A 22,678-nucleotide genomic window follows, 5' to 3' on the forward strand; every position below is an offset into this window, starting at 1 on the left:
GAGCCCGGGCGCGTCGACGCGCTCGCCGGCGTCGGCCGCCGACCCCGCGGCGTCCGGGCGGCCGACTCGAAACTTACTGTGTAAAGGCGGGCGGCCGAGGCCCCTCGTCCGCCGCCGCCCGGCGACGCCGTGTCGTTCATCCGGCGTCGGCCTCTTGACGGCGACCGTTTCCGGCAGGTTTCATGCTCCTCACTCCCGTAAACGTTTACGGCTCCCGTACCGGCTGTCTGTAAACGTTTACGGCAACGAGATCGAACTTCGTGAGCGCTTCGCGGGCTCACGTACGAGGCGGGAGGACACCGTGGCCCAGGGGCCGACGATCACGACGATCGCCGCACGTGCGGGGGTCTCGATCGCTTCGGTGTCACGCGTGCTGAACGGGCTGCCGACCCGCGAGGACACCGTGCGGAAGGTGATGGCCGCGGCCGACGAGCTGGGCTACGTGCCGAACGCCGTGGCCCGCTCGCTGAAGTCCAACCGCACCCACCAGGTGGCGTTCGCGATGGCCGACATCGGCAACCCGACGTACGTCGCGATGGTGCGGGAGGTCCAGCCGGTGCTGAAGACCGCCGGGTACCGGCTGGTCCTGCACTCGACCGGAGGCGACGTCGACGACGAGGTGGACGTGCTCCGGCGGCTGGGCGAGCGCTACGCCGACGGGCTCATCATCAGCCCGCTGCGCGGCATCACCGGGAAGCACCTCGACCTGCTGACCGCCGCGCCCGCGCCCACCGTCGTGATCGGCTCGATCCCCGAAGGGACGCCGGTCGACAACGTACGGACCGACTCGCGGGCCGGCGTGCGGCTGGCCCTGGAGCACCTGTACGGCCTCGGGCGGCGGAGCATCGGCTTCCTCAACGGCCCGCTCGACACGGTCCCGGGCGCGGCGCGGGACGCCGCGTACGCCGACGCCCTCGACGGGCTCGGCCTGCCGTACGACCCGGACCTGGTGGAGGTCGGCGACTTCTACCGCGCCGAGGGCGCCGAGGCGGCACGCCGCCTCCTCGAACGATCCCGGCCGGACGCGATCCTGTGCGCCAACGACCTGATCGCGCTCGGCGCGCTCGACGTGCTGCGCGCGGAGCGCCTGCGCGTGCCGGAGGACGTCGCGCTCGTCGGGATGGACGACACCGAGCTCGCGACCGCGGCCTGGCCGACGCTCACGAGCGTCGGACTCGGGTCGGCCGAGCGTGGCCGGCGGGCCGCCGAGCTGTTGCTCGACCGGCTGGACAACGGGGTCGCCGAGCCCCGCATCGTCACGGTCGAGCCCACGCTCGCCGTTCGCGCATCGACGGAGGGAGCCGCGTGACCGCCACGCAGGCCGCGGTCCGCCCGGGGCGGGCCGGGCGCCCGGGACCCCGGACGAGGCCGCGCGGCGGCGGGGACCGAGGGACGCTGATCCTGCTGCTTCCGGCGCTCGTGCCGGTCCTGCTGTTCAGCGTCGGCCCGCTGCTCTACGGCATCTACCTGTCGTTCACCGACGCGCGCGGCGGCCGGAACGCCGTCATCTCCTTCGTCGGCCTGAAGAACTTCGGCGACGTCCTCGCCGACACGGACTTCTGGTCCTCGTTCAAGATCGGCCTGATCTGGGCCGTCGGCGTCACCGTGCTGCAGTTCCTCGCCGCCCTCGGCCTGGCGCTGCTGCTGAACCAGAACCTTCGGCTCCGCGGGCTCGCCCGTGTGCTGGCGATGGCCCCGTGGGCGATGCCGCCGATCGTGATCGGGCTGATGTGGCGGCTGGTGTACCACCCCAACGCCGGCATCCTCAACGCGACGCTGCAGAACCTGCACCTCCTGAATCACAACGTCGACTGGCTGAACGGCTTCAGTACCGCGCTGCCGGCGATCATCGTCGTCGGCGTCTGGACCGGAATGCCGCAGACGACCGTGGTCCTCCTGGCCGGGCTGCAGAGCGTGCCGAAGGAGCTGCACGAGGCGGCCGCCGTCGACGGCGCGACCGTGTGGCGGCGCTTCTGGAGCGTGACGCTGCCCCAGCTGCGGCCGGTGGTCGTCTCGATCACCTCGCTGGACTTCGTCTGGAACATCAACCAGTTCGCGATGGTCTACGCGTTGACGCAGGGCGGCCCCGGCGGCCGTACGCGCCTGCCGATGCTGTTCGCGTACGAGGAGGCGTTCCGCTACGGGTTCTTCGGGTACGCGGCCGCGCTCGGCGTCGCGATCACCCTCGTCGTGCTCGTCGTCCTCGGCTTCTACCTCTGGCGCCAGATGAGGGAGAGCGCCCGGTGAGAACATCCCTGAAGTACCTCGCGCTGCTCGGCTACCTCGTCTTCCTGGCGTTCCCGCTGCTGTGGCTGGTGTCGACGGCGTTCAAGACGCCGCGCGAGATGGCGAACCTGCATCCGCGCTGGATCCCGCACCACCCGACGCTGCGGAACTTCAGCGACGCGTTCGCCGCGCAGGACCTGACCGGAAGTGCCCTGCGCAGCCTCGTCGTCGCCGTCTCCGTCGCGGTGCTCACCGTGGTGATCGCGCTGCCGGCGGCGTACGCGCTGGCCCGCCGCCGCTCCGTGCTGAACCGGATCGCGATCGGCTGGGTGCTGGTCAGCCAGGTCTTCCCGGTGGTGCTGACCGTCATCCCGCTGTTCATCATCCTGCGCCGCCTGGAGCTGGTGAACACCCTGCTCGGGCTGATCCTCGTGCACACCACCTTCGTGCTGCCGTTCGCGCTGTGGATGCTGCAGGGCTACGTCCGGAACGTGCCACGCGAGCTGGAGGAGGCCGCCGCGGTCGACGGTGCCGGGCGGCTGAAGACCCTCGTCGGCGTGATCGCGCCGCTGCTGGCGCCCGGGGTCGTCGCCACCCTGCTGTTCTCCTTCATCTCCTCGTGGAACGAGTTCTTCTTCGCCCTCGTGATCATCAAGGACCCGGACCAGGCGACCCTGCCGCTGACGCTGGTGAAGTTCACCGGCGCGGAGCAGGCCGCCCGGCTCGGTCCGCTGGCCGCCGCCTCGGTGCTGGCCACGATCCCCAGCCTCGTCTTCTTCGCCATCATCCAACGTCGGCTGCGCTCGGGCCTCACCGCCGGCGCCGTCAAGGGTTAGTCAGGAGGTACCCATGCGTCGCGGTCTACGCTCCGCGCTCGCGGTCGCCGCTGCCACCGTCATCGGCCTGGCCGCCGGGTGTTCCGGGGGCGGCAACGACTCCGGGAAGCCGGTCACACTGAAGTTCCTGAGCCTGGCCTGGCAGAAGGACTCCCTGGCCGCCAACAAGCGGCTCGTCGCCGAGTGGAACAAGGCCAATCCGAAGATCCAGGTGCAGTACGTCCAGGGCAGCTGGGACAACGTCAACGACCAGCTGGTGACGTCCTTCGAGGGCGGCGACCCGCCGGACGTCATCCACGACGACTCCTCCGCGCTGGCGGGCTTCGCCGGTCAGGGGTACCTCACGGACCTGACCAAGCTCATCCCCACGGAGCTGAAGAGCGACATCCCGGACGCCGCCTGGGGCACAGCGACCTTCGACGGCAAGGGCGGGCAGGGGATCTACGGGGTGCCGTTCCTGCAGGAGTCGCAGGTCATCCTCGCCAACAAGAAGATGCTCGACGACGCGAAGGTGCGCATCCCCACCGTCGACAACCCGTGGACGTGGGACGAGTTCCAGCAGATCACCAAGAAGCTCACCGTCGGCAAGCGGTACGGCATCGCCTGGCCGCTGAAGGCGCCCGTGAACAAGGTGCTCAACCTGTCGCTGAACTTCGGCGGCACCTTCTTCCAGACCTCCGGCGGCAAGACGACCGTCAAGGTGGGGCCGCAGGAGAAGGAGGTCCTGCAGCGGATCCACGACCAGCTGTACAAGGACAAGACGGCCGACCCGTCGACGCTCGGCATGGGCACCACCGACCCGCTGCCCGGCTTCTACGCGGGCAAGTACGCGATGGTGCCCGCCGGGATCTACCTGCGCCAGCAGGTGGTCGAGCAGGCGCCCAAGGACTTCCAGTGGGTGACGATCCCGCCGCTGAAGGGCCAGACGACGCAGCAGGGCGCGATCTCCCAGACGCTCTCGGTGGCCGCCGACAGCAAGCACCCCAAGGAGGCGATGAAGTTCATCTCCTGGTTCCTGAACGGGCAGCACCAGGTGGAGCTGGCCAAGGGCGACTGGCTGATCCCGACGAGCCTGACGGCGGCCAAGGACCCGTCGCTGACCACCGACAAGGACGGCTGGAACATCGCGACCGCCTCCGCCAAGAGCCTCATCCTGGCCCCCTACCTGAAGGTCAACGGGTACGACGAGTTCAAGAGCAAGGTCGCCACGCCGGCGCTGCAGTCCTACTTCGCCAACAAGATCAGCATCGATGACCTGGCGAAGAAGCTGACCGACGACGGCAACAAGGTCCTGGAGCGCTACAACAAGTGAGCGACGGGGAGTTCCGGGATCGCGCCCGGGGGTGCCTGCTCGGCCTGGCGGCCGGCGACGCCCTCGGGCGGCCCGCCGAGAACCTCACGCCCGAGGAGATCACCCGGCGCTGGGGCCGCCTCACCGAGCTCGAACCAGGGCCGGACGGCGGCCCGGCGGGCACCGACGACACCGAGTACGCCATCTTCGCGGCGACACTGCTGCGGGCGCACGGTTCGGCGCTCACCGGCGAGGACGTCGTCGCCGCCTACCGGGAGCACGTCCTGCCGATCGACGGGCCGATGAAGGGCGCGGGCTTCTCCGAGCTGGGAACGGTCCAAGCGCTGCGGCGGGGCCTGCTTCCGCCGCTGACCGGACGCTGGCATCAGCACGGCTGGTCCGATGGGCTGGCGATGCGCGCCGCGCCGTACGGGATCTTCGCGGCGGGTGATCCGGCCGAGGCGGCCCGTCTCGTGGCCGTCGACGGCGCGGTCAGCCACAGCGGCGAGGGCGTCCACGGCGGCCGGGCCGTCGCGGCGGCGGTCGCCGTCGCGATGACCGGCGCCGCGCCCGGCGAGGTCGTGGCCGCCGGCCTGGCCGCGGTCCCGGACGACTCCTGGACCGCCCGCAGCGTTCGCACGGCCGTGCGGATCGCGGCGGACCCCGACCGGGACCGGCTGGCGGCCGACCTGCACAACGCCGTGGTCGCGCGCCACTACCCCTGGACCGACCTGGCCCCCGAGGCGGTCGCCCTGGCGTTCGCCGCGTACCTGGCGGGCGGCGGTGACGTGGAGGAGTCCGCGGTGACGGCGGTGAGCCTGGGCCGCGACGCCGACACCACCGCCGCCATCGCCGGGGCACTGGCGGGCGCGGGCCGGGGCGAGGGCGGGGTCCCGGAGCGCTGGGCGCGGGCGATCGGCCCGGTCCGGGGCGCCTGCCTGCCGTTCGTGGCGGGCCGGGACGTCCGCGAGGTCGCCGACGAACTGGCCGACGCCCGCGAGGCCGCCGACACGCCCGCGTACGCCCGGAAGGTCGCCGACGCGCAGGCGGACTCCCGCAGGCGGAACGGCTAGACGAAACGGAGGAGACGGATGTCATCGGGGGATCGACGCGATCGGATCCGTGGGGCCTTCGCCGGCCTGGCCATCGGCGACGCCGCCGGCTGGCCCGCCGGGCGTCACCGCTGGGCGCTGCTGGCGCCGTGGACCCGCCGGCTCGGCCGGGAGCTCGACGGCTTCGCCGAGGACCATCGGGTCACGACGCTGCCGGTGCCGTTCGCACTGAACCAGCCGGTGGCCGCCCTCGGGATCGGCCCGTCCGACGACGCCGAGTGGCTGGCCTGGACCGCGCGCACGCTGGGCACCGACCGCCGTGCGGCGTTCGCGGCGCTGGGCGAGGACGTGCGGGCGAGGATCTCGGTGCGCACCGCGCTGGACAACCTGGCACGCGGTGTCGGCCCGCCCGCCAGCGGCCACGACAACCCGCACTTCTTCGACGACGCCGCCGCCGTGCGGGCGGTCGCGTTCGGGGCCGCGCACCCGGGAGATCCGGATGAGGCCGCCAGGGCCGCCCGCGCCGACGCGGAGATCACCAACGCCGAGGACGGGGTGCACGGGGCCGGGGCGATGGCCGCCGCGGTCGCCGTCGCGGTGGCGGGGGTGCCGGTCGGCGACGCCGTCGCGGCCGCGCTGGCGGAGCTGCCCGAGGGCACCGCGATCCACCGGGCGGCGGCCCTCGCGCTCGACCTGCCCGGTGACGCGTTCGCGCTCGTCCCGGGCCTGGACGCGGCCCTGCAGGACCACGTGTACAGCTACGGCGTCGCGGCCGCGCAGACCGTGCCGGTGGCGCTCGCCCTCGCCCGGGCCGCAGGCGGCGACCTGGCCGAGGCCGTGCCGGCCGCCGCCTGCCTCGCCTCGCTCGCCGACTCGGCGCCCGCGCTGACCGGCGCGCTGACGGGCGCGGCCACCGGCTGGGCGGACCTGCCGGAGACCTGGCGGGAGCGTGCCCGGCACCTGGCCGGATGCTGCCTGCCGGAGCTGCGGGGCGCCGACCTCGTCGCCATCGCCGATCGACTCATCGACCCCGGACCGGCCGGGACCGAGGAAGGACTGGGATGACTCCGTTGCAGGACAAGGCCGTCGGCGTGCTCGTCGGCGCGGCGGTCGGGGACGCGCTCGGCGGGGCGACGGAGGGATGGACCCCCGAGCAGATCCGGGAGCGCTATGACGGCCGGGTCACCGGGATCGTGCCGCCGTACTTCGCCGACTGGCGCAACGCGCGCCCGATCGCGCCGTACCACAAGGGCGACGGGCACGTCACCGACGACACCCTCATGACGCACGCCCTGGTCCGGGTGTACGAGCGGGCGGGCGGCCATCTGGACGCGTACTCGGCCGCGGAGCACCTCGTGCCGGAGATGATGGGGGAGAAGCGCTGGATCCCCGAGCTGGAGGCGGAGGCGCTGCCGCTGCAGCGGGTGTTCCTCGCCGAGAAGTGGCTGGCGCTGCGGCTGCACTACGGCCACGTCGACCCGCGTGAGGCGGGTGTCGGCAACATCGTCAACTGCGGCGCGGCGATGTACATGGCCCCGGTCGGCGTCGTCAACGCGGCCGACCCCGACGGCGCGTACGCCGAGGCGATCGACCTGGCCGGGGCGCACCAGTCCAGCTACGGCCGGGAGGCGGCGGGGGTTCTCGCGGCGGCCGTGGCGGAGGCGATGCGGCCCGGGGCGACACCGGACTCCGTCGCCGCGACGGCGGTGCGGCTGGCCAAGGACGGCACCAAGGCGGCGATCGAGGCGGTGTGCGAGCGGGCCCGCGGCTTCGCGCACTGGGAGGGCTCGTTCGAGGGCCTGCGCGACGCGGTCCGGCCGTTCGACACGGTCGCCGACACCTACCGCGACCAGGGCCTGGGCGCGCGGCGGCCCAGCCGCACGCACAGCATCGAGGAGCTGCCGCTCGCCCTCGCCTTCCTGCTGATCGCGGAGGGCGGATACCGCGACACCGTGCTCGGGGCGGTGAACTACGGCCGCGACGCCGACTCGATCGCGAGCATGGGCGGCGCGATCGCCGGGGCGCTGGGCGGCGCGGCCGCCGTGCCCGCCGACTGGCGGAAGGACGTCGCCGTCGCCAGCCGCCTGGACCTGGACGCGCCCGGCCTGGCGATCGCGGCCGTGGCCGAGCGCGTGCACGCGGCCGACCTGGCCCGGCGGCGTGCGCACGAGCAGGCGTTCGCGGAGCTGCTGTCATGAGGCTGACCTGGGTCCAGCCCGAGGACCTGATCGGGCACGAACTCCGCCAGGCCGCCCAGGACGGCCGGGACGTCGCCGGGATCGCGGCGCGCTGGCACGCCGCCGGCGGCCACGACGCGCCGCCGCGCGCCGGTGCCTCGCCGGAGCCCGCGTCACCGCAGCTGCGCACCCTGGCCGAGCAGCTGCTCGACGAGCTCGCGGCGGTGCCGTCGCCGTACGACGAGCCGACCGAGCTGGCGGAGATCGTCGCCGCGTGCCCGGACTGGCCCGCGGGCGACCCGTGCCCCGCCCCGTACGAGCGGGTGCACGGCGCGTGGCTCGGCCGCGCAGCCGGGTGCGTCCTCGGCAAGCCCGTGGAGAAGATCCCGCGCGAGGGCATCCGGGAGATCGCCGAGGCGACCGGGAACTGGCCGATCCACGGCTGGTTCACCGCCAAGGGACTGCCGGCGGAGGTCGCCGAGCGCTGGCCGTGGAACCGCCGGAGCGCGGCCACCAGCCTCGCCGAGAACCTCAACGGGACCCCGGAGGACGACGACCTCAACTTCCCGATGCTCGCCCTGGCGATCCTCGAGCGGTACGGGCGCGGATTCACGACCGACGACGTCGCGCAGGCCTGGCTGGACGAGCTGCCGGGCGGGCGGGTGTTCACCGCCGAGCGGGTCGCCTACCGCAACCTGCTGCTCGGCGTCGCGCCGCCCCGGACCGCGTCGTACCGGAACCCGTTCCGGGAGTGGATCGGCGCGCAGATCCGCGCGGACGTGTACGGCTGGGTGAATCCCGGCGACCCGGCCGCCGCCGCGTCGATGGCGCACCGGGACGCGCGGCTCAGCCACACCGCCAACGGCGTGTACGGCGCGATGTTCGCCGCCGCGATGTGCGCGACCGCCCTCGTCGCCGGCAGCGTCGACGAGGTGATCGAGGCGGGACTGGCGGTGGTGCCGCCGGGCTCCCGCCTGGCCCGGGCCGTACGGGAGGCCGTCGCGTCCGCCCACGCGGAGCCCGACTTCGAGCGGGTCGCCGACGGCCTGCACGAACGCCACGGCGACCTGCACTGGGTCCACACGATCAACAACGCCGCCCTGGTCGCGGCCGCCCTCGTCCACGGAGACGGGGATTTCACCCGGTCGATCGCGGCGGCGGTGGCGGGCGGCTGGGACACCGACTCCGACGGCGCGACCGTCGGGTCGGTCGCCGGGGCCCTGCTCGGCGCCGGGGAATTGCCCGGCCAGTGGACCCGGCCGCTGCGCGACCGCGTGGCCAGCAGCCTGACCGGCTTCGACGGCGTGCGCCTCAGCGACCTCGCCGCCCGTACGGCCGCGCTCGCACCGACACGAAGGGACCGGTGATGACCCGCCCGCTGGACGGAGTCCGCGTGCTGGACCTGGCGACGCTGTTCGCCGGGCCGATGGCCGCGATGTTCCTCGGCGACTTCGGCGCCGAGGTCGTCAAGGTCGAGCACCCCCGCAGGCCCGACCCCGCGCGCGGGCACGGCGCGGCCAAGGACGGCATCGGCCTGTGGTGGAAGATGCTCGGCCGCAACAAGCAGACGATCACCCTCGACCTGTCCGCGCCCGAGGGGCAGGAGGTCCTGCTCCGCCTGGTCCGCGACGCCGACGTCGTGATCGAGAACTTCCGGCCCGGCACCCTCGAACGCTGGAACCTGCCGTACGAGCGGCTCCGGGAGGCCAACCCGGGCCTCGTCCTGGCCCGGGTCACCGGGTTCGGCCAGTTCGGCCCGTACGCCCGGCGCCCCGGGTTCGGCACGCTCGCCGAGGCGATGAGCGGGTTCGCCGCGATGACGGGCGAGCCGGACGGCCCGCCGACGCTGCCGCCGTTCGGGCTGGCCGACGGCATCGCGGCGCTGGCCACGGCGTACGCGGTGATGACGGCGCTGCGGGCCCGCGACCTGACCGGCGGGGGCCAGGTCGTCGACCTGTCCATCCTCGAGCCGATCCTGACGGTGCTCGGCGGCCAGCCGACAGCGTACGACCAGCTCGGCATCGTCCCGCCGCGCACCGGGAACCGCTCGGTCAACAACGCGCCGCGCAACACCTACCGGTGCGCGGACGGCTCCTGGGTCGCCGTCTCCACCTCCGCGCAGAGCATCGCCGAGCGCGTCATGCGGCTCGTCGGCCGGCCGGAGGTCGTCGACGAGCCCTGGTTCGCCACCGGCGCCGGGCGGGCGGAGCACGCGGACGAGCTGGACGCGGCGGTCGCCGGGTGGGTGGGTGCGCGGACCCGGGACGAGGTCCTCGCCGCGTTCGAGAAGGCCGAGGCGGCGATCGCGCCCATCTACGACGTGCGCGACATCATGGCCGACCCGCAGCTCGCCGCGCTGGACGCGATCACCACCGTGGACGACCCGGACCTCGGGCCGCTGCGCATGCAGAACGTCCTGTTCCGACTGTCGGCCACGCCGGGGTCGCTGCGCTGGACCGGGCGCGCGCACGGCGCCGACACCGACCACGTCCTCGCGGCGGCCGGCCTGACCACCGACGAGATCGACGCGCTGCGCGCCCGCGGGGTGATCTGAGATGCCGAGCCTGCCGCGACCGAGCGCTGTGGGATCGGGAGTGATCTGAGATGCCAACGTTGCCGTGCGATCGAGGGGTCGACCCAGCTGTGGGACCGGGGGCGGTCTGAGGTGCCGACGCTGCTGTACGTTCCGGCGGACCGGCCCGACCGGGTGGCCAAGGCGCTCGCCACCGACGCCGACGTGGTGATCCTCGACCTGGAGGACGCCGTCGCACCCGCTCGCAAGGACGAGGCGCGGCAGCATGTCGCCGATCTGCTGGCGGACCCGCCGCGCCCGGTCCAGGTCCGCGTCAACGACGTCCGGACCCTCTGGGGCCGCGCCGACCTGGCGGCCCTGCGTGAGCTGCTCCCGGCGACGGAGGGCGTCCGCCTGCCGAAGATCGAGTCCATGGAGCAGGTACGGGAGATCGCGGCCCTCGTCCCGGGCACCGCCCTGCACCTGCTGCTGGAGTCCGCGCTGGGCGTCGAGCGGGCTCACGAGCTGGCGACCGCCGATCCGGCGGTGGCGAGCGTCGGGCTCGGCGAGGCGGACCTGAAGGCGGACCTCGGCGTGACCGACGAGGCGGGCCTGGCCTGGGCACGGTCGCGGATCGTCGTCGCCGCGCGGGCGGCCGGCCTGCCGGCCCCGGTCCAGTCCGTCCACCCCGACGTTCGGGACCTCGACGGGCTCGCGGCCTCCTGCCGGCTCGGCCGCGCCCTGGGCTTCCGCGGCCGGGCGGCGATCCACCCCGCCCAGCTGCCGGTGATCGCCGAGGCGTACCGCCCGACCCCGGAGGAGGTCGCCGCCGCCCGGCGGATCGTCGCCGCCTACGAGGAGGGACAGGCCACGGGAACAGGGGCCGTCGCCCTCCCCGACGGCGGTTTCGTCGACATCGCCGTCGTCCGCCAGGCGCGGGCCGTGTTGGCCGAAGATGACCGCATTGTGAACGGCGGGCGACACACCGCCTCGACGGTTGGATAGCGTGCGGACCATGAGACTGGGTGTCTTGGACGTCGGATCGAATACGGTCCATCTGCTGGTGGTCGACGCGCACCTCGGAGCCGCGCCGCTGCCGGCCTTCTCCCACAAGGAGGAGATGCGGCTCGCCGCGCATCTGGAGGACGGCGACCGGCTGTCCGAGGAGGGGGCGGGGCTGCTGGGGCGCTTCGTCGACGAGGCCATGCGGATCGCCGAGGACAAGGGCGTTGAGCGGCTCATCGGGTTCGCCACTTCGGCCGTGCGCGAGGCGGCCAACGGCGAGGACGTCCTCGCCAAGATACGCGCCGACAGCGGTGTCGACCTTCAGGTGCTGTCCGGGGAGGAGGAGGCGCGGCTGACCTTCCTGGCGGCCCGCCGGTGGTTCGGCTGGTCGGCCGGGCGCCTGCTCGTCCTGGACATAGGAGGCGGCTCCCTGGAGATCGCCGCGGGCGCGGACGAGGACCCGGACTTCTGCACGTCGGTGCCGCTGGGTGCGGGGCGGCTGACCCGGGACTGGTTCACGGCCGACCCGCCGCCACCCGACGAGGTCCGGGCCCTGCGCAAGTACGTCCGCGCCACGATCGCCCGCGAGGTGTCCGGGGTGACCCGGCGCGGCATGCCGGACCACGCGGTGGCGACCTCCAAGACGTTCAAGCAGCTTGCGCGGATCGCCGGCGCAGCCCCCACCGGCCAGGGCACTCTGGTCCGGCGTGTGCTCAGTCACCGCGATCTGACCGAGTGGGCCGGGCGGCTGGCCGAGATGGACGTCGCGGAGCGCGCCGAGCTGCCGGGCGTCTCGGAGGGCCGGGCGCCCCAGCTCGTGGCGGGGGCGATCGTCGCGGACGCCGCGATGGACCTGTACCAGCTGTCGGAGGTCGTGATCTGCCCGTGGGCGCTGCGGGAGGGCGTCATCCTGCGCCACCTGGACGCGCTGCCCGACCCGTCCTGACCCGGCCGCCGAGCCTTCACCGAGCGTGCCATCGTAGTAGCCGGTGCGCTCGGTGAAGGCGCAGGACGAGCCGCGAAAGCACACGTGCGCGAGTCTTCGTCTCCGGTCTGGGGTCTCGCCTTACTCGGTGCGAGGGCGCACCAGGGATGTAACGTTCACGTCCGGCCTCTGGTATTCACAGACACTTCAGCCAGTGGGTGGTTAACGTGCCTGGCGTGACTGCAGAGGCGGTGGAGTACTTCTGGCATGAGGCACCCGTCCCCGGCGGACTGGAAGTCACCCAGGTCTATGGCTTCTTGCTCTGCCCCAGGACCGCCCGAGTCCTGATCCAGGATGACGACGGGAAGTTCAATCTGCCGGGGGGCACGCCCGAGCCGTTCGACGCCGACCTTACGGACACACTGGTACGGGAGGCGTTCGAGGAGAGCCAGGTCGTGGTCAGCGACGCCGTGTACCTCGGATACCAGGAGGTTAATCGGCCGCACCGCGAGCCCTACGCCCAGGTTCGAATGGTCGGCCTGATCGGCTCGTTCAAGGAACGTCGGCCAGATCCGGATGGCGGGCGAACGTACCGTCGACTGATGACGCCGCTGGCAGCCGCACCGGGAGTCCTGGGTTGGGGTGAACCCGCTGTCGCTCAGGCCAAGGCCGCGGCTCTTACCGCCGAGCAGAGGTGGGATCTGCAGGTTGCCTCTCCCGAACCATCCGGTTACGTGGACTGACAGGTGGAACTCATATCGCCGGTGGTGTGGCCGAGTGAGCCATGGGTTGCCCGGCCGCTGCCGGGGTCGGGCTGATCGCCCACGGCGCTACCTGATGCAGGAATCGCCGGACGGTGGTGTCGTAGTTGTAGTGGGTCAGAGCCAGGCGACGCCCCGCCGCACGGAGCCGGGCGCGCTGGGTGGTGTCGGCGGCCAGCGCGTGTGCGATCGCGGCGGCCAAGGATGGCGGGTCGGTCGGTGTAGCCGGTGCGCTCTGTGACGAGCTCGGCAAGCCCGCCGGCCGTAGTGGCGACGACGGGCGCGGCACCGGCCGCCCGCACGCGGAGTACCGCCCGGCGACCGAGCAGGAGATGACGGAGTTCGAGGAACACTTCGACAAACGCAAGGTCGAACTCGGCTCCTGCGGCCGGCCGTATCAGACCCCCTGCCAGCACGAACACGCCAGCATCCGATGCCCGATGCTCCAGATGAACCCGAAAATGCTGCCTCGCCTGGATGAGCTCGAGGCAGATCTGCGCCAGCGTCGCGACCGCGCCGTCAGTGAGGGCTGGCTCGGCAGGTCGGCTGCTCAACGGCCTTCCGCGACGGCTCTTCCTGCCCCAGGCGCTGTACAGGGTTATGCCCGCGAGGCGGGCCGCCCCCGAATCACCAAAGCCCCGCGACACCAGAAGAAGAGGCAACTCGTGGAAAAGAAGCTTGAGGGCGACACGGCGGCCACCGAGGCTCCTTCCGAACTGACGATTTACCGGGCCGACGCCGGGCACGGGAGGGCTATTCTCGGTCTGTACACGAACCGGGAGGCCGCCCGCGCCCACTGCGAGGACTACGCACGCGGTGGGCAAAACGACGAGCCCCTCGTCTGGTACCCGGACGACGCCGATGAGGCGGTAGAGGCGCTGTCCGTCGCGGGCGTGGGGTTGGACACCGGTTTCACGGTCACGGCGGTGACCGTCGCCTCCGAGTATGGCGGCAAGACCGACGAGTGAGCCACGCGACCACCACGGGCGACCTGCTCGCCCTCGCCGGCGCAGTCCGCGCCCTGCGCCGCCCGGCCTCCCGGTCGCGCGAGCGCGAGCAGGTCCCCCGCTGGGCCCGCCGCTTGCTCACCGACGACTTGGTTCTGGTCGTCGATGTGGAGACGACGGGACTGGAGAACGCGTACGCAGTACAGATCGCCGCCGTCGACCGCCGCGGTGCCCTGGTCTTCAACGAGTACGTGCAGCCGAACGCCGTCATCGAGCCGGCCGCCCTCGGAGCACGCCAAGCGCGCGGCGTACCCCGAAGCCGTTGAGCAGGCGCACGCGAACTTTGTCGCCCTCGCCGGCGGCGAAGTTCCTGAATCCCGCACAGAGGCCAAAGCCCTAACGACACGCTGAGTTACTTCTCACTTCGCCGTAGCTTCGGGAGCGGAGGGCCTGCTCCCGGGACTCCGCGCCGGTGCCCTCGGTCAGGACCAGCTTGAGCGGGGATTCGGCGATGGCGAAGTTGGCGTAGCCAGGGCGGCGCTTGGCGGGCTCGGCGCGTGCTCGCCGCGGCCGGCGCGCAGAACGCCCGCCGCAGGCCGGGGTGTGCATGACGCCGAGCGGCAGATCGCGGCAAGGGCTGGCGGAAAGCGGCTGGGACGCGTAGCTCAACTGTTCGTCAAGACGCTGACTATATTGCCGGATCGCCCTTTTATGGGCTCCTTTAAGCTCTTGGCGCGCTTTGCCGCCATTGTTTGGATCTAGTGGTGCTCTTCTATGGGTGGGCGGGTTTCAGGAACTTCGCCGGTGTCGCCGTCTGTTCTGCCCGGCCTGTTCCCGCCCGGCCCGGCCCGCTTGTGGCGGGTGTGTCGTCGCCCGGTGCCGTTCTCCCAGCCAAGGAGTGGTGACCATGACCCTGCTGACCTACACCTTGCTCACCGACCCGGCCCCCCTGGAGGCGTCAAGGGCCGGGCAGTCCCGCTCCATCGGGACGGTGTACCTGATGGTCACCAACACCGGCAGGGACAAGGCGTACTGGTCCAAAAACGAGGTGAAGGTGCCCGTCGGCGACGGCGCCGACCACCTCACGCCGGACATCACCAAGATCAAGGCCACAGGCGAGTACCACGACCAGTCGCGCGTGCGGAAGCTGAAGGTCCAGCCCCAGGTCACTACCGGGTCCTTCCAGGTCACCGACCCGGCCGGCCACAGAATCCCTTTCGCCCCCGGTGACTACCTGGTGCTGAAACTGGAGGACGTTCCGGTCGCCGCAGCCGCCGGGCTGGCCGTGCTGAGGGTGACAGAGGCCGCCAGCAGAACACAGAACGCGAGCCCGAGCACCACCGTCGCGGCGGTGCCGCTGGTGAAGACCGCCAAGCAAGCCCCGGCGCCCAGTAACTTCCACCCCGACAAGGCCATGGTGGACGACGGAGACAAAATCGTCCTGCGCTGGGACGGACCCGGCGACCTGGACTACAAGATCAGGTCGTCGGACGGCAATCCGGCACCCGGCGTCACCACCAAGGGCGAGTGGAAACCCGACCCCGGAACCGGCCCGAAACGCGACACCACCTACACCCTCATCGCCACCGACCCCAACACCACGCGGCAACACTTCCTCACCACCACCGTCCAACTGCGCAACCCCACCTTCGAGACCGGCATCCACGCCTCCCAGGTCCAGGGGACGGCGAACACCGGAGGCCTCACCTTCACCGCCGACGGGGTGAAGGTCTCCAACAACTCCGGCGGCCAGGGAAGGCTCCTCGCCGACAAGATCGAAGTCAACCGGGTGAACGCCGAACGGGTCCAGGGAAAAAGCACGACCGACGGATGGATCAGCTTTCCTGCGGGTGGCATACAGGTATCCAGTGGGAACTATGACACTCCACGAATGGGCTGTGTGTTCACCGAGGAGGGTATATTTCGGAACCAATCCTTCTCTGGAGGAGAGGAGAATCGGTGGATCGCTATGTCAGATGGCGCAGAGGTATGCGTGATACATATGCATGAGGACGGGACGAGAAGCTACGGGGACATGAAGGTGTCCAGTGTGAAGAACGATTTTGCCCGCTGGTAGTGGATGATCGGCAGCCTGCTGCTGCAGCGGGGCAGGGTGTCCCCGTTCCCCCTCGCGGGGGGCACTGCGGCGGGGATCTTGGCGTCCCTCCGCGAGGATCTTGGGCCGCATCTCTCGCGTGCTCGGTAGGCGGCATGAGAGTGCGCCGGCCGAGTTCCATCCTTAATGATCGGGGGCGAAACGCGAGACGTTCCCGGCGGGGGTGAGTTCCACGGCCCGCCATTTGCCTTGATCTGGCATCATGCCCGCCATGGACTATCACCGGCAATTCCATCGCGCGGCGATCGAACGGGGCATCCCGGAGGATGAGGTCAGCAAGTTTACCGAGTTCCTGCGATTCGCGATCTGGACAAGTGGGCGCCCCAACGGCGTTCCGGTCGGGCGAAGCGGCGGGTTGCCCCGGCTGCCGGTGGGCATGGGGTGGCCGTCCTCCGAGTACGGGCCGCTGCCATTCGTCGCCTCCTTCGACTGTGTGGCGCTTCCCAGAGTCGACGGCCTCGCCCTGCCGGCGGACGGCTCGCTGCTCTTCTTCTTGCACCACGAGTGGGCCGACGACACCTGTTCCATCGCCGACGAGCAGGAGTTCGCGCGGGTTGTACATGTGCCGGCCGGCACCAACACCGCAACAGCGGAGGAGCCCGACCACGACGAGGAGATGTTCTGCAATATGACGCTCGACTTCGTCGGCCGGGAGTACGACCTCTTCGCCACGGTCAACGCGGACCTGCCCAGCTGGTTCGAGGACGACGATGAGGACGAGGGTTCGCGGTCCGACAACCAGGAGCACCTGGCTCGCAACCTGCCACACATAAAGGAACTCCGCGCCCTGGCCGGAGAGCTCTGGCCGGAAAGCAACGGCGCCGCCGTCTACCTCGGCGGGTACTCCATGGGCACCGGCGAGCTTTCCACCGACTACATGTACACCACCCCGGAGACCAGGATGGCGGAGGACATTCTTGAGGCACGCGAAAAGGCCGGCGAACTCCTCATCTCGCCGGACGGGCGGGATCTGCGCCTGGAGGAGGAGGCTCTTCGGGTGATGCGCGAGTGGGTGCCGCTTGCCCAGTTCGTGCCGGACGACGTCTACCTCGGGCGTTTCATGATCCGCCATGACGACCTCGCCGCCGGTCGATTCGACAAAGCACTCTCCTTCACCGCATTCACCGAATAGGCGGCGCGTCGTCGGCGTACGTCCCGACGCACGCCGGCGACGCGCCACGACAGAGCCCGGGCGGGCGCAATCAGCCGCCGGTGACGCTCAGGCCGTGGAACTGCGCCATGCCGCGGGTGCCCGTCCAGCCGTTGGCGGCGGTCATGAACACTCCGGCGTCCTGCGTCGCGGTCGCGCCGGCGACGGTGACCGTTCCGAGGGTCCGCCACGTCGTCCCGTCGGTGCCGCACTGCGCGGTGTACTCCGAGCCCTTGCGGACCAGCCGCAGGTAGGCCGGGGCGGCGATGGAGGTGTCCTGCTTCACCGAGTCGAACCGGCCGTCGCCGTCGGAGTCCCAGGACAGGACGCAGCCGTTGTCCGGGGTCACCGCGAGGTTCAGGTAGCCCGCCGCGCCGTTCTGGGTCAGGTCGTCGCGGACGATGATCCCGGCGCGGGCCCAGCCGCCGGTCCGGTCCTGAGTGACGACCTTCGTGGTGACGGTGCCGTCCGCGCCGAGGGAGTCGTTGAGGTAGGCGGCGCCGAACTCGTTGGTGCCGCCCCACAGGTCGGCCCCGGTGCCCTCGATCGCGAGATCGTCGCCGGCCTGCCCGAAGACCGCGTCGTTGAACGAGACCGTCTTCAGCGGCGGTCGTACGCCGGTGGCCGTCATGACCTTCGCCGCCCCCGACGTCGAGCCCCTGGTCCCACCCGTGGTGTAGGTGGCGGTGACCGGAAGGGCGGCGACCACCTGGTCGCCGGCGCCGGTCAGGGTGACCTTCCAGCGGGCGGTGAACGTCTCGCCGGGACCGACCGAGGCCGTCGTGACCGCGCCGAGCGGTTCGGCGGTCATCCCGGCCGGGAGGGCCAGGGAGAGCTTCACGTTCTGGGCCGCGGCGAAGCCGCTGCGATCGGTGAAGGACGCGGTCAGCGTGACCGTCTGTCCGACGGCGACGGCCGTCCTGTCGGCCGACGCGGTCAGCGCCGCCTGGTGCGGGTCTCGGGCGAGCGTCGCCGCCACCGTCCGCGCGACGCCGCCGATGCCGCCGGTCGTCCGGGTGGCGTACCGCTGGTGCCCGTGCGCCCAGGCGTCGTCGATCGCGAACCAGTCGATGCTCTTCGGGGCGCGTCCGGCGGCGAGGGCGGCGTCGAGTTCGCCGAAGTAGGTCTTCCAGCGCTGCCGGTACAGCCCGCCGACCAGGCCCGCCCACTCGCGGTTGGCGTACTCGTGCAGGCCCTGTTCGCTGCTGTCGCGGCCGCCCCAGGTCGTGATGATCGAGCGGGCGTCGTACTCCAGCCGGTCCTTCTCCGCCGTAGTCGATCCGGCCGCGCGGGCGGCGGCGAGCCAGCGGCCCAGCAGGTGCTGCCCGTCCGTCGCGACCACCTGGTCCATCAGCGTCATCCAGCGCAGCCAGACCGACGTCAGCTCCTCGAACCGGCCGCGGTCCCCGGCATCGTACGCGGCCTTGATCTGCGGCAGCAGCAGGCGGCTGCGGTTCGACAGCACCTGCCGCGTGACGTCCATGAGGTCGTACCGGTAGGCCGAGCTGTTCCGCAGCGCAGGCGCGACCTGCAGCAGCTCGGTGAGCGCCCGGTCGAACGCCGGGCTGTCGTAGCGCATCTGCTGCGGCGAGTACGCCGCGGCGGTCGCGGCACTCAGGCTCGGCCGCGCCGCGAACAGACCGTCCTGACCCTCGCTCCAGGAGTCGGCGCGCGTCGTGCCGTACGCCGTCCGGCGCAGCACCTGCCAGGCGGCGGCCGCGTGCGGGTCGTCGCCGCCGTATCGCGCCCTGGCGTAGCCGGCGAACCAGGCGTCCAGTCCGATCGGGTCGGTCGTCCAGGCCAGCTCGGTGAACAGCGCCATCGCCGCGGGGTTGTTGTCCGCGCCCTCCGGCATCATCGCGATCCCCGACAGCCTGCTGCCCTGCTTGCCGCGCCACTGCGGGTACAGGCTCACCCAGTCGGGGGTGTTCGCGCCGATGGTGGTGTGGCCACCGAAGTTCCAGATGCTGCCGAAGGCGTACGGCGTGCCCTGCCAGTCCTTCTCCCGGTCGGTGACCGACGGGAACCGATCCGACAGCCCGTCGACGATGAACACCTTGCTCCGGTCGACCGCGGACAGGATGTCGGGGCGCGGGTTGGACTGCCAGCCGAGCAGGGTCCAGATCGCCCCGGGGTGCGCCTTCTCCAGCGCCGCCTGCACCGCCTGCGCGGCCTCGCCGACCGGAACGTCACCGGGCAGGCCGCCCTCATGCAGGAGGTCCATCTTGTACATCGTGCTGTCGCCGTACCGCTCGCTCTGGTGCCGGTAGAAGTCCGCGGCGACCTGAGCGAACGACGGGTTGCGCGGGTCGAGCCAGTCGGGCCGGGTGAAGGCGCCCCAGGTGCCCTGGGGAACCACCCGGGCGCCCGGGTTCTTGGCGACGAAGCCCGGCGGCACGGTGCCGTAGTAGCCGGGAAGCACCGGCGTCATGCCGAGCTCACGCAGCCGTCCGACGATCTGCTTGGCGAGGGCGGCGCGCCGCTCGATCAGGCCCTTGGAGACGGGGCCGCCGAAGCCGGACATGTTCTGCAGCAGCCACCACGGCTGGTGCGCCGGAGCCGGGATCCACGCGCGGATCTCGGCGTCGGAGTAGCCGAAGTCGCGGAAGGTGTCGTAGTACGTCGCGTCGGCGCCCGTGTAGACGAGCACCTCGTTGATGCCGTGCAGGGCCAGCACGTCGATCTCCCGCTGCCAGTCCGCCCAGGTCCGGAACGGCCCGGTGTAGCCGTCGTCGGTGTCGTTGAGCGCGAACCGGTGGGGGACGTTCGCCGCACGGGTGACCGGCGCGGACGGCGCGGGCAGCAGGCGTGGCAGGGTGAGCTGCTCGCCGTTCCACGAGATGTCCGCGTGGGCGACGTTCTTGAGGTACCAGCCGAAGCCGGTGAGCAGGACGGCGGAACTGGTGCCCTCGATCACGACGTGCCCGGTCCGTCCGGAGACGCGGAAGGCGTCCTGGCCGGCGCGCGCCGTGGCGATGAGCTCGACCTGCCGGTCGCGTCCGGGGATGAGGCGGGCCAGCGCGGCGCGGGCGGGGCCGACGTCGAACGAGCCGTCGGTGGGCGCCACGGACGTGGTGGAGGTGCGCCCGGGCGGCGCGGCGCGCGCGGCGGGAGACGAGACTCCGAGGAGCAGCGCGAGCAGGGCCGTGAGGACGACGGCGGTCCGCGAGGGGGACGGTGACGCACGCATCGAAGCTCCTGTGGAGTCTCAGGGCCCGGCCCCCCGCTGCCGTGCTCATATGTGATTGATGTAGCGCCGTATCGCGCACGATCGTACGCCGCTGAGCAACCATGCCGTCAACCATGAAGAGTCTCAAATCGCCGTATTTGGCGCTTTTTGGGAGGTGGTCGGCATAAACGAGCCACCGGCGTGGGCGACGATCCCGGTGAGGGGTGTTGACATGTGCTCGCTTGGATCCAAGTATGAGCAGAAAAAATCATGGCGTTGCACGGGCCGGGATTCGGGGTGCCAGCCCTGCTGAACCTCACGAGGAGGCATCGCGTGCTGTCATGGCATGATCGAATGGCCGGAATCGGCCTCGCCCTCACGGCGCCGGCGCTCGGCGCGATCGTCGCCGTATCACCGGCCCAGGCCGACATCGGATCGGCCGGCGGCCCGCGCGTCACCCACAACTCTCACTCCGTGACCGTCACCGTGCCCGCGTCGTCCGGGGCGCCGGGCTACTCGGTCGACATCGCCACCGCGTCCCTGACCGTCACGACCGCGCGCGGCGGGCGCACGGTGCTCGCCACGGCCGGCGGCGCCACCGGCGGCCTCCGCTTCCACGCGGGCGGCGCCTGGCAGCGCGCGACCAAGGTCACCGGCTGGACCTGGAAGAAGGGTGTCCTGCGCCTCCACGCGGCCACCACGCAGAACGGCGTCACGGCCGAGGCGCTGCTCACTCCGAAGGCCGACCGGTACTCTCTGTCCTGGAGCGTCAAGGGCGGCAGCCCCGATCAGCTCGGGTTGGCGTACGACCTGAAGTCGGGCGGGCACTGGTACGGCCACGGCGAGACGGCCACCCCGCAGGGCGGCCCCGGCGTCGACCAACCCTGGCCGCTGGAGACCGGGCACGTGCACGACAACGCGTTCGGCCCCGCCTCGTACGAGATGGTCGATCCGTTCTGGTACACCTCGAGCGCCACGGGCCTTCTCGTCGACACCGGCGAGGTCATGGACGTGGCCATCAACGACGGCGGCGACGGTCTCGGCCGCTTCACGGTCGACTCGGGCGGCACGTACAACGCGACGGTGTTCGTCGAGGCGAACCCCCGTGACGTGTACCGCGACCACACCGGCGTCGTCGGCAAGCCCGCGAAGAGCGACGCCACCTACGAGCAGTACACCAAGCCGCTGTGGAACTCCTGGGCGCAGTTCTACACGAAGGTCGACCAGAACAAGATCCTCGACTGGGCCCAGAAGCTGCACGACAACCGCATCCCCGGGCACACCATCCAGCTCGACGACAAGTGGGAGTCCAACTACGGCAACCTGACCTTCGACCCGAAGACCTTCCCCGACGCCCGGGCGATGTCGGACAAGATCCATGCGATGGGCTACGACTTCGGCATCTGGGTCACGCTGTGGATCAACCTGGACTCCACGAACTACCAGTACGCCGCCGACCACGGCTACCTGCTGAAGGACAAGACCGACGGCACCAAGCCCTGCAAGGTGACCTGGTGGAACGGCACCGCCGGCATCGTCGACCTGGCCAACCCCGACGCCAAGGCGTGGTACGTCGCGAACCTCAAGAAGCTGATGAGCACCTACCGGGTGGACGGTTTCAAGTTCGACACCCGCTTCTTCGACGACAGCTGCGCGCCCGACAAGGGCTACAAGCGCGCCGACTACCAGCGGCTCGGGGCCGAGCTGGCCGACGGCTTCGACCTGCAGGGCGCGGGCATCCGGACGCACTGGAGCGGATCGCAGAAGACCGGCTTCGTCATCCGCCAGATCGACAAGGGGACGGGCTGGAACTCCCTCGCCGCCTCCGTCACCCAGAACCTGGCCATCTCCACGATCGGCTACCCGTTCGTCGAGACCGACATGATCGGTGGTTCCGGTGGCCAGCCCGCGCCCAAGAAGGACGTCCTGATCCGCTGGGCGCAGTCGGCCGCGCTGATGCCGCTGATGTACTCCTCCGCGTCGCCGGCCGGCACCAATGACGTGAAGACCGGCAAACCCGTCTCTTACGACCAGGAGACGATCGACCGCTACCGCGACGCCGTCCAAGCGCACGGCCGGCTCGCCCCCTACATCTGGGAGCAGGTGAAGCACAGCGTCGCCACCGGCGATCCGATCATGCGCCCGCTGTTCTTCGACTTCCCGAAGGACGCCCCGGCCTACACGGTGAACGACGAGTGGATGCTCGGCCCGGCGGTGCTGGCCGCGCCCCAGCTGACCAGCGGCACGGCCCGGGACGTGTTCCTGCCGTCCGGAAAGTGGTTCGACGTCAACCACGGCACCGTCATCCGAGGCCCGAAGACGCTCCGCGGCTACCGCACGCCCCTGGATGTCACCCCGGCGTTCGTCGACCTGAAGGCCCCGGGCGCCGCCGCGGCGATCCGCGCCCTCAACCGCACGGGCACCGCACCCGCGGCCGGCTGAGGCCGACGCGAAGGCCGCCCGGCCGGTGATCGAGACGACCGGCCGGGCGGCCTTCGCGGCTCCGGGCCC

18 protein-coding genes and 1 pseudogene are annotated in these 22,678 nt (G+C 71.4%); 17 read left to right on the forward strand and 2 right to left on the reverse strand.

Translation table 11 applies throughout. The features are described 5' to 3' along the window. Nucleotides 1–301: 301 nt before the first annotated feature. The 14 genes from ABEA24_RS39985 to ABEA24_RS40050 all read left to right on the forward strand — a co-directional run bounded on the left by ABEA24_RS39985 (nucleotide 302) and on the right by ABEA24_RS40050 (nucleotide 14,058). On the forward strand, nucleotides 302–1,309 hold the full coding sequence (locus ABEA24_RS39985) for a LacI family DNA-binding transcriptional regulator (protein ID WP_345438395.1): 1,008 nt from the start codon (nucleotides 302–304) through the stop codon (nucleotides 1,307–1,309). Beyond that, a complete protein-coding gene (locus tag ABEA24_RS39990; protein ID WP_345438397.1) occupies nucleotides 1,306–2,247 on the forward strand; it encodes a carbohydrate ABC transporter permease in 942 nt (313 codons plus the stop codon). The genes ABEA24_RS39985 and ABEA24_RS39990 overlap by 4 nt, the downstream gene beginning before the upstream one ends. Beyond that, nucleotides 2,244–3,062 carry a carbohydrate ABC transporter permease gene (locus ABEA24_RS39995; RefSeq protein WP_345438399.1) on the forward strand — a complete coding sequence of 273 codons (819 nt, stop codon included), beginning with the start codon at nucleotides 2,244–2,246 and terminating at the stop codon, nucleotides 3,060–3,062. The genes ABEA24_RS39990 and ABEA24_RS39995 overlap by 4 nt, the downstream gene beginning before the upstream one ends. Before the next feature lie 13 nt (nucleotides 3,063–3,075). After that, the gene (locus ABEA24_RS40000) at nucleotides 3,076–4,374 is read left to right on the forward strand and encodes an ABC transporter substrate-binding protein (RefSeq protein ID WP_345438401.1); all 1,299 of its coding nucleotides are present in this window, start codon (nucleotides 3,076–3,078) and stop codon (nucleotides 4,372–4,374) included. Then, entirely contained in the window at nucleotides 4,371–5,426 is a 1,056-nt protein-coding gene (locus ABEA24_RS40005) for an ADP-ribosylglycohydrolase family protein (protein ID WP_345438403.1), read from the forward strand. Before ABEA24_RS40000 ends, ABEA24_RS40005 begins: the two co-directional genes overlap by 4 nt. Nucleotides 5,427–5,444: 18 nt before the next feature. After that, the gene (locus tag ABEA24_RS40010) at nucleotides 5,445–6,470 is read left to right on the forward strand and encodes an ADP-ribosylglycohydrolase family protein (protein ID WP_345438405.1); all 1,026 of its coding nucleotides are present in this window, start codon (nucleotides 5,445–5,447) and stop codon (nucleotides 6,468–6,470) included. After that, a complete protein-coding gene (locus tag ABEA24_RS40015) occupies nucleotides 6,467–7,603 on the forward strand; it encodes an ADP-ribosylglycohydrolase family protein (RefSeq protein ID WP_345438407.1) in 1,137 nt (378 codons plus the stop codon). The genes ABEA24_RS40010 and ABEA24_RS40015 overlap by 4 nt, the downstream gene beginning before the upstream one ends. Beyond that, entirely contained in the window at nucleotides 7,600–8,949 is a 1,350-nt protein-coding gene (locus ABEA24_RS40020) for an ADP-ribosylglycohydrolase family protein (RefSeq protein WP_345438409.1), read from the forward strand. Before ABEA24_RS40015 ends, ABEA24_RS40020 begins: the two co-directional genes overlap by 4 nt. Beyond that, the gene (locus ABEA24_RS40025) at nucleotides 8,949–10,136 is read left to right on the forward strand and encodes a CaiB/BaiF CoA transferase family protein (RefSeq protein ID WP_345438411.1); all 1,188 of its coding nucleotides are present in this window, start codon (nucleotides 8,949–8,951) and stop codon (nucleotides 10,134–10,136) included. The genes ABEA24_RS40020 and ABEA24_RS40025 overlap by 1 nt, the downstream gene beginning before the upstream one ends. A 111-nt stretch (nucleotides 10,137–10,247) precedes the next feature. Then, nucleotides 10,248–11,099 (forward strand): HpcH/HpaI aldolase/citrate lyase family protein, encoded by an 852-nt coding sequence (locus tag ABEA24_RS40030; protein ID WP_345438413.1) that lies wholly within the window; start codon nucleotides 10,248–10,250, stop codon nucleotides 11,097–11,099. A gap of 10 nt (nucleotides 11,100–11,109) precedes the next feature. Then, nucleotides 11,110–12,045 (forward strand): Ppx/GppA family phosphatase, encoded by a 936-nt coding sequence (locus tag ABEA24_RS40035; RefSeq protein ID WP_345438415.1) that lies wholly within the window; start codon nucleotides 11,110–11,112, stop codon nucleotides 12,043–12,045. Between the two features lie 215 nt (nucleotides 12,046–12,260). Beyond that, a complete protein-coding gene (locus ABEA24_RS40040) occupies nucleotides 12,261–12,767 on the forward strand; it encodes an NUDIX hydrolase (RefSeq protein ID WP_345438417.1) in 507 nt (168 codons plus the stop codon). A gap of 179 nt (nucleotides 12,768–12,946) precedes the next feature. Next, entirely contained in the window at nucleotides 12,947–13,753 is an 807-nt protein-coding gene (locus ABEA24_RS40045; RefSeq protein WP_345438419.1) for a hypothetical protein, read from the forward strand. Continuing rightward, nucleotides 13,750–14,058, forward strand: coding sequence for a 3'-5' exonuclease family protein (locus ABEA24_RS40050; RefSeq protein WP_345438421.1), 309 nt, complete (start codon nucleotides 13,750–13,752; stop codon nucleotides 14,056–14,058). The genes ABEA24_RS40045 and ABEA24_RS40050 overlap by 4 nt, the downstream gene beginning before the upstream one ends. A 133-nt stretch (nucleotides 14,059–14,191) precedes the next feature. Here the strand turns inward: ABEA24_RS40050 and ABEA24_RS40055 are convergent. Further along, nucleotides 14,192–14,284 (reverse strand): annotated as a pseudogene (locus ABEA24_RS40055) (glyoxalase/bleomycin resistance/dioxygenase family protein); the annotation flags it as partial. 448 nt (nucleotides 14,285–14,732) lie between these two features. Between ABEA24_RS40055 and ABEA24_RS40060 the strand changes: the two are divergent. Then, the gene (locus ABEA24_RS40060) at nucleotides 14,733–15,809 is read left to right on the forward strand and encodes a hypothetical protein (protein WP_345438423.1); all 1,077 of its coding nucleotides are present in this window, start codon (nucleotides 14,733–14,735) and stop codon (nucleotides 15,807–15,809) included. Between the two features lie 250 nt (nucleotides 15,810–16,059). Beyond that, nucleotides 16,060–16,980 (forward strand): DUF1963 domain-containing protein, encoded by a 921-nt coding sequence (locus tag ABEA24_RS40065; RefSeq protein ID WP_345438425.1) that lies wholly within the window; start codon nucleotides 16,060–16,062, stop codon nucleotides 16,978–16,980. 70 nt (nucleotides 16,981–17,050) lie between these two features. On the opposite strand, the gene ABEA24_RS40070 is transcribed toward ABEA24_RS40065, so the two are convergent. After that, the gene (locus tag ABEA24_RS40070) at nucleotides 17,051–20,188 is read right to left on the reverse strand and encodes an alpha-N-acetylglucosaminidase (protein ID WP_345438427.1); all 3,138 of its coding nucleotides are present in this window, start codon (nucleotides 20,186–20,188) and stop codon (nucleotides 17,051–17,053) included. Between the two features lie 312 nt (nucleotides 20,189–20,500). Between ABEA24_RS40070 and ABEA24_RS40075 the strand changes: the two genes are divergently transcribed. Next, a complete protein-coding gene (locus ABEA24_RS40075; protein ID WP_345438429.1) occupies nucleotides 20,501–22,609 on the forward strand; it encodes a glycoside hydrolase family 31 protein in 2,109 nt (702 codons plus the stop codon). The last annotated feature ends 69 nt before the right edge of the window (nucleotides 22,610–22,678 follow it).

Origin of the sequence: Actinoallomurus vinaceus, assembly GCF_039542055.1 — a bacterium.
Lineage (GTDB): Bacteria > Actinomycetota > Actinomycetes > Streptosporangiales > Streptosporangiaceae > Actinoallomurus > Actinoallomurus vinaceus.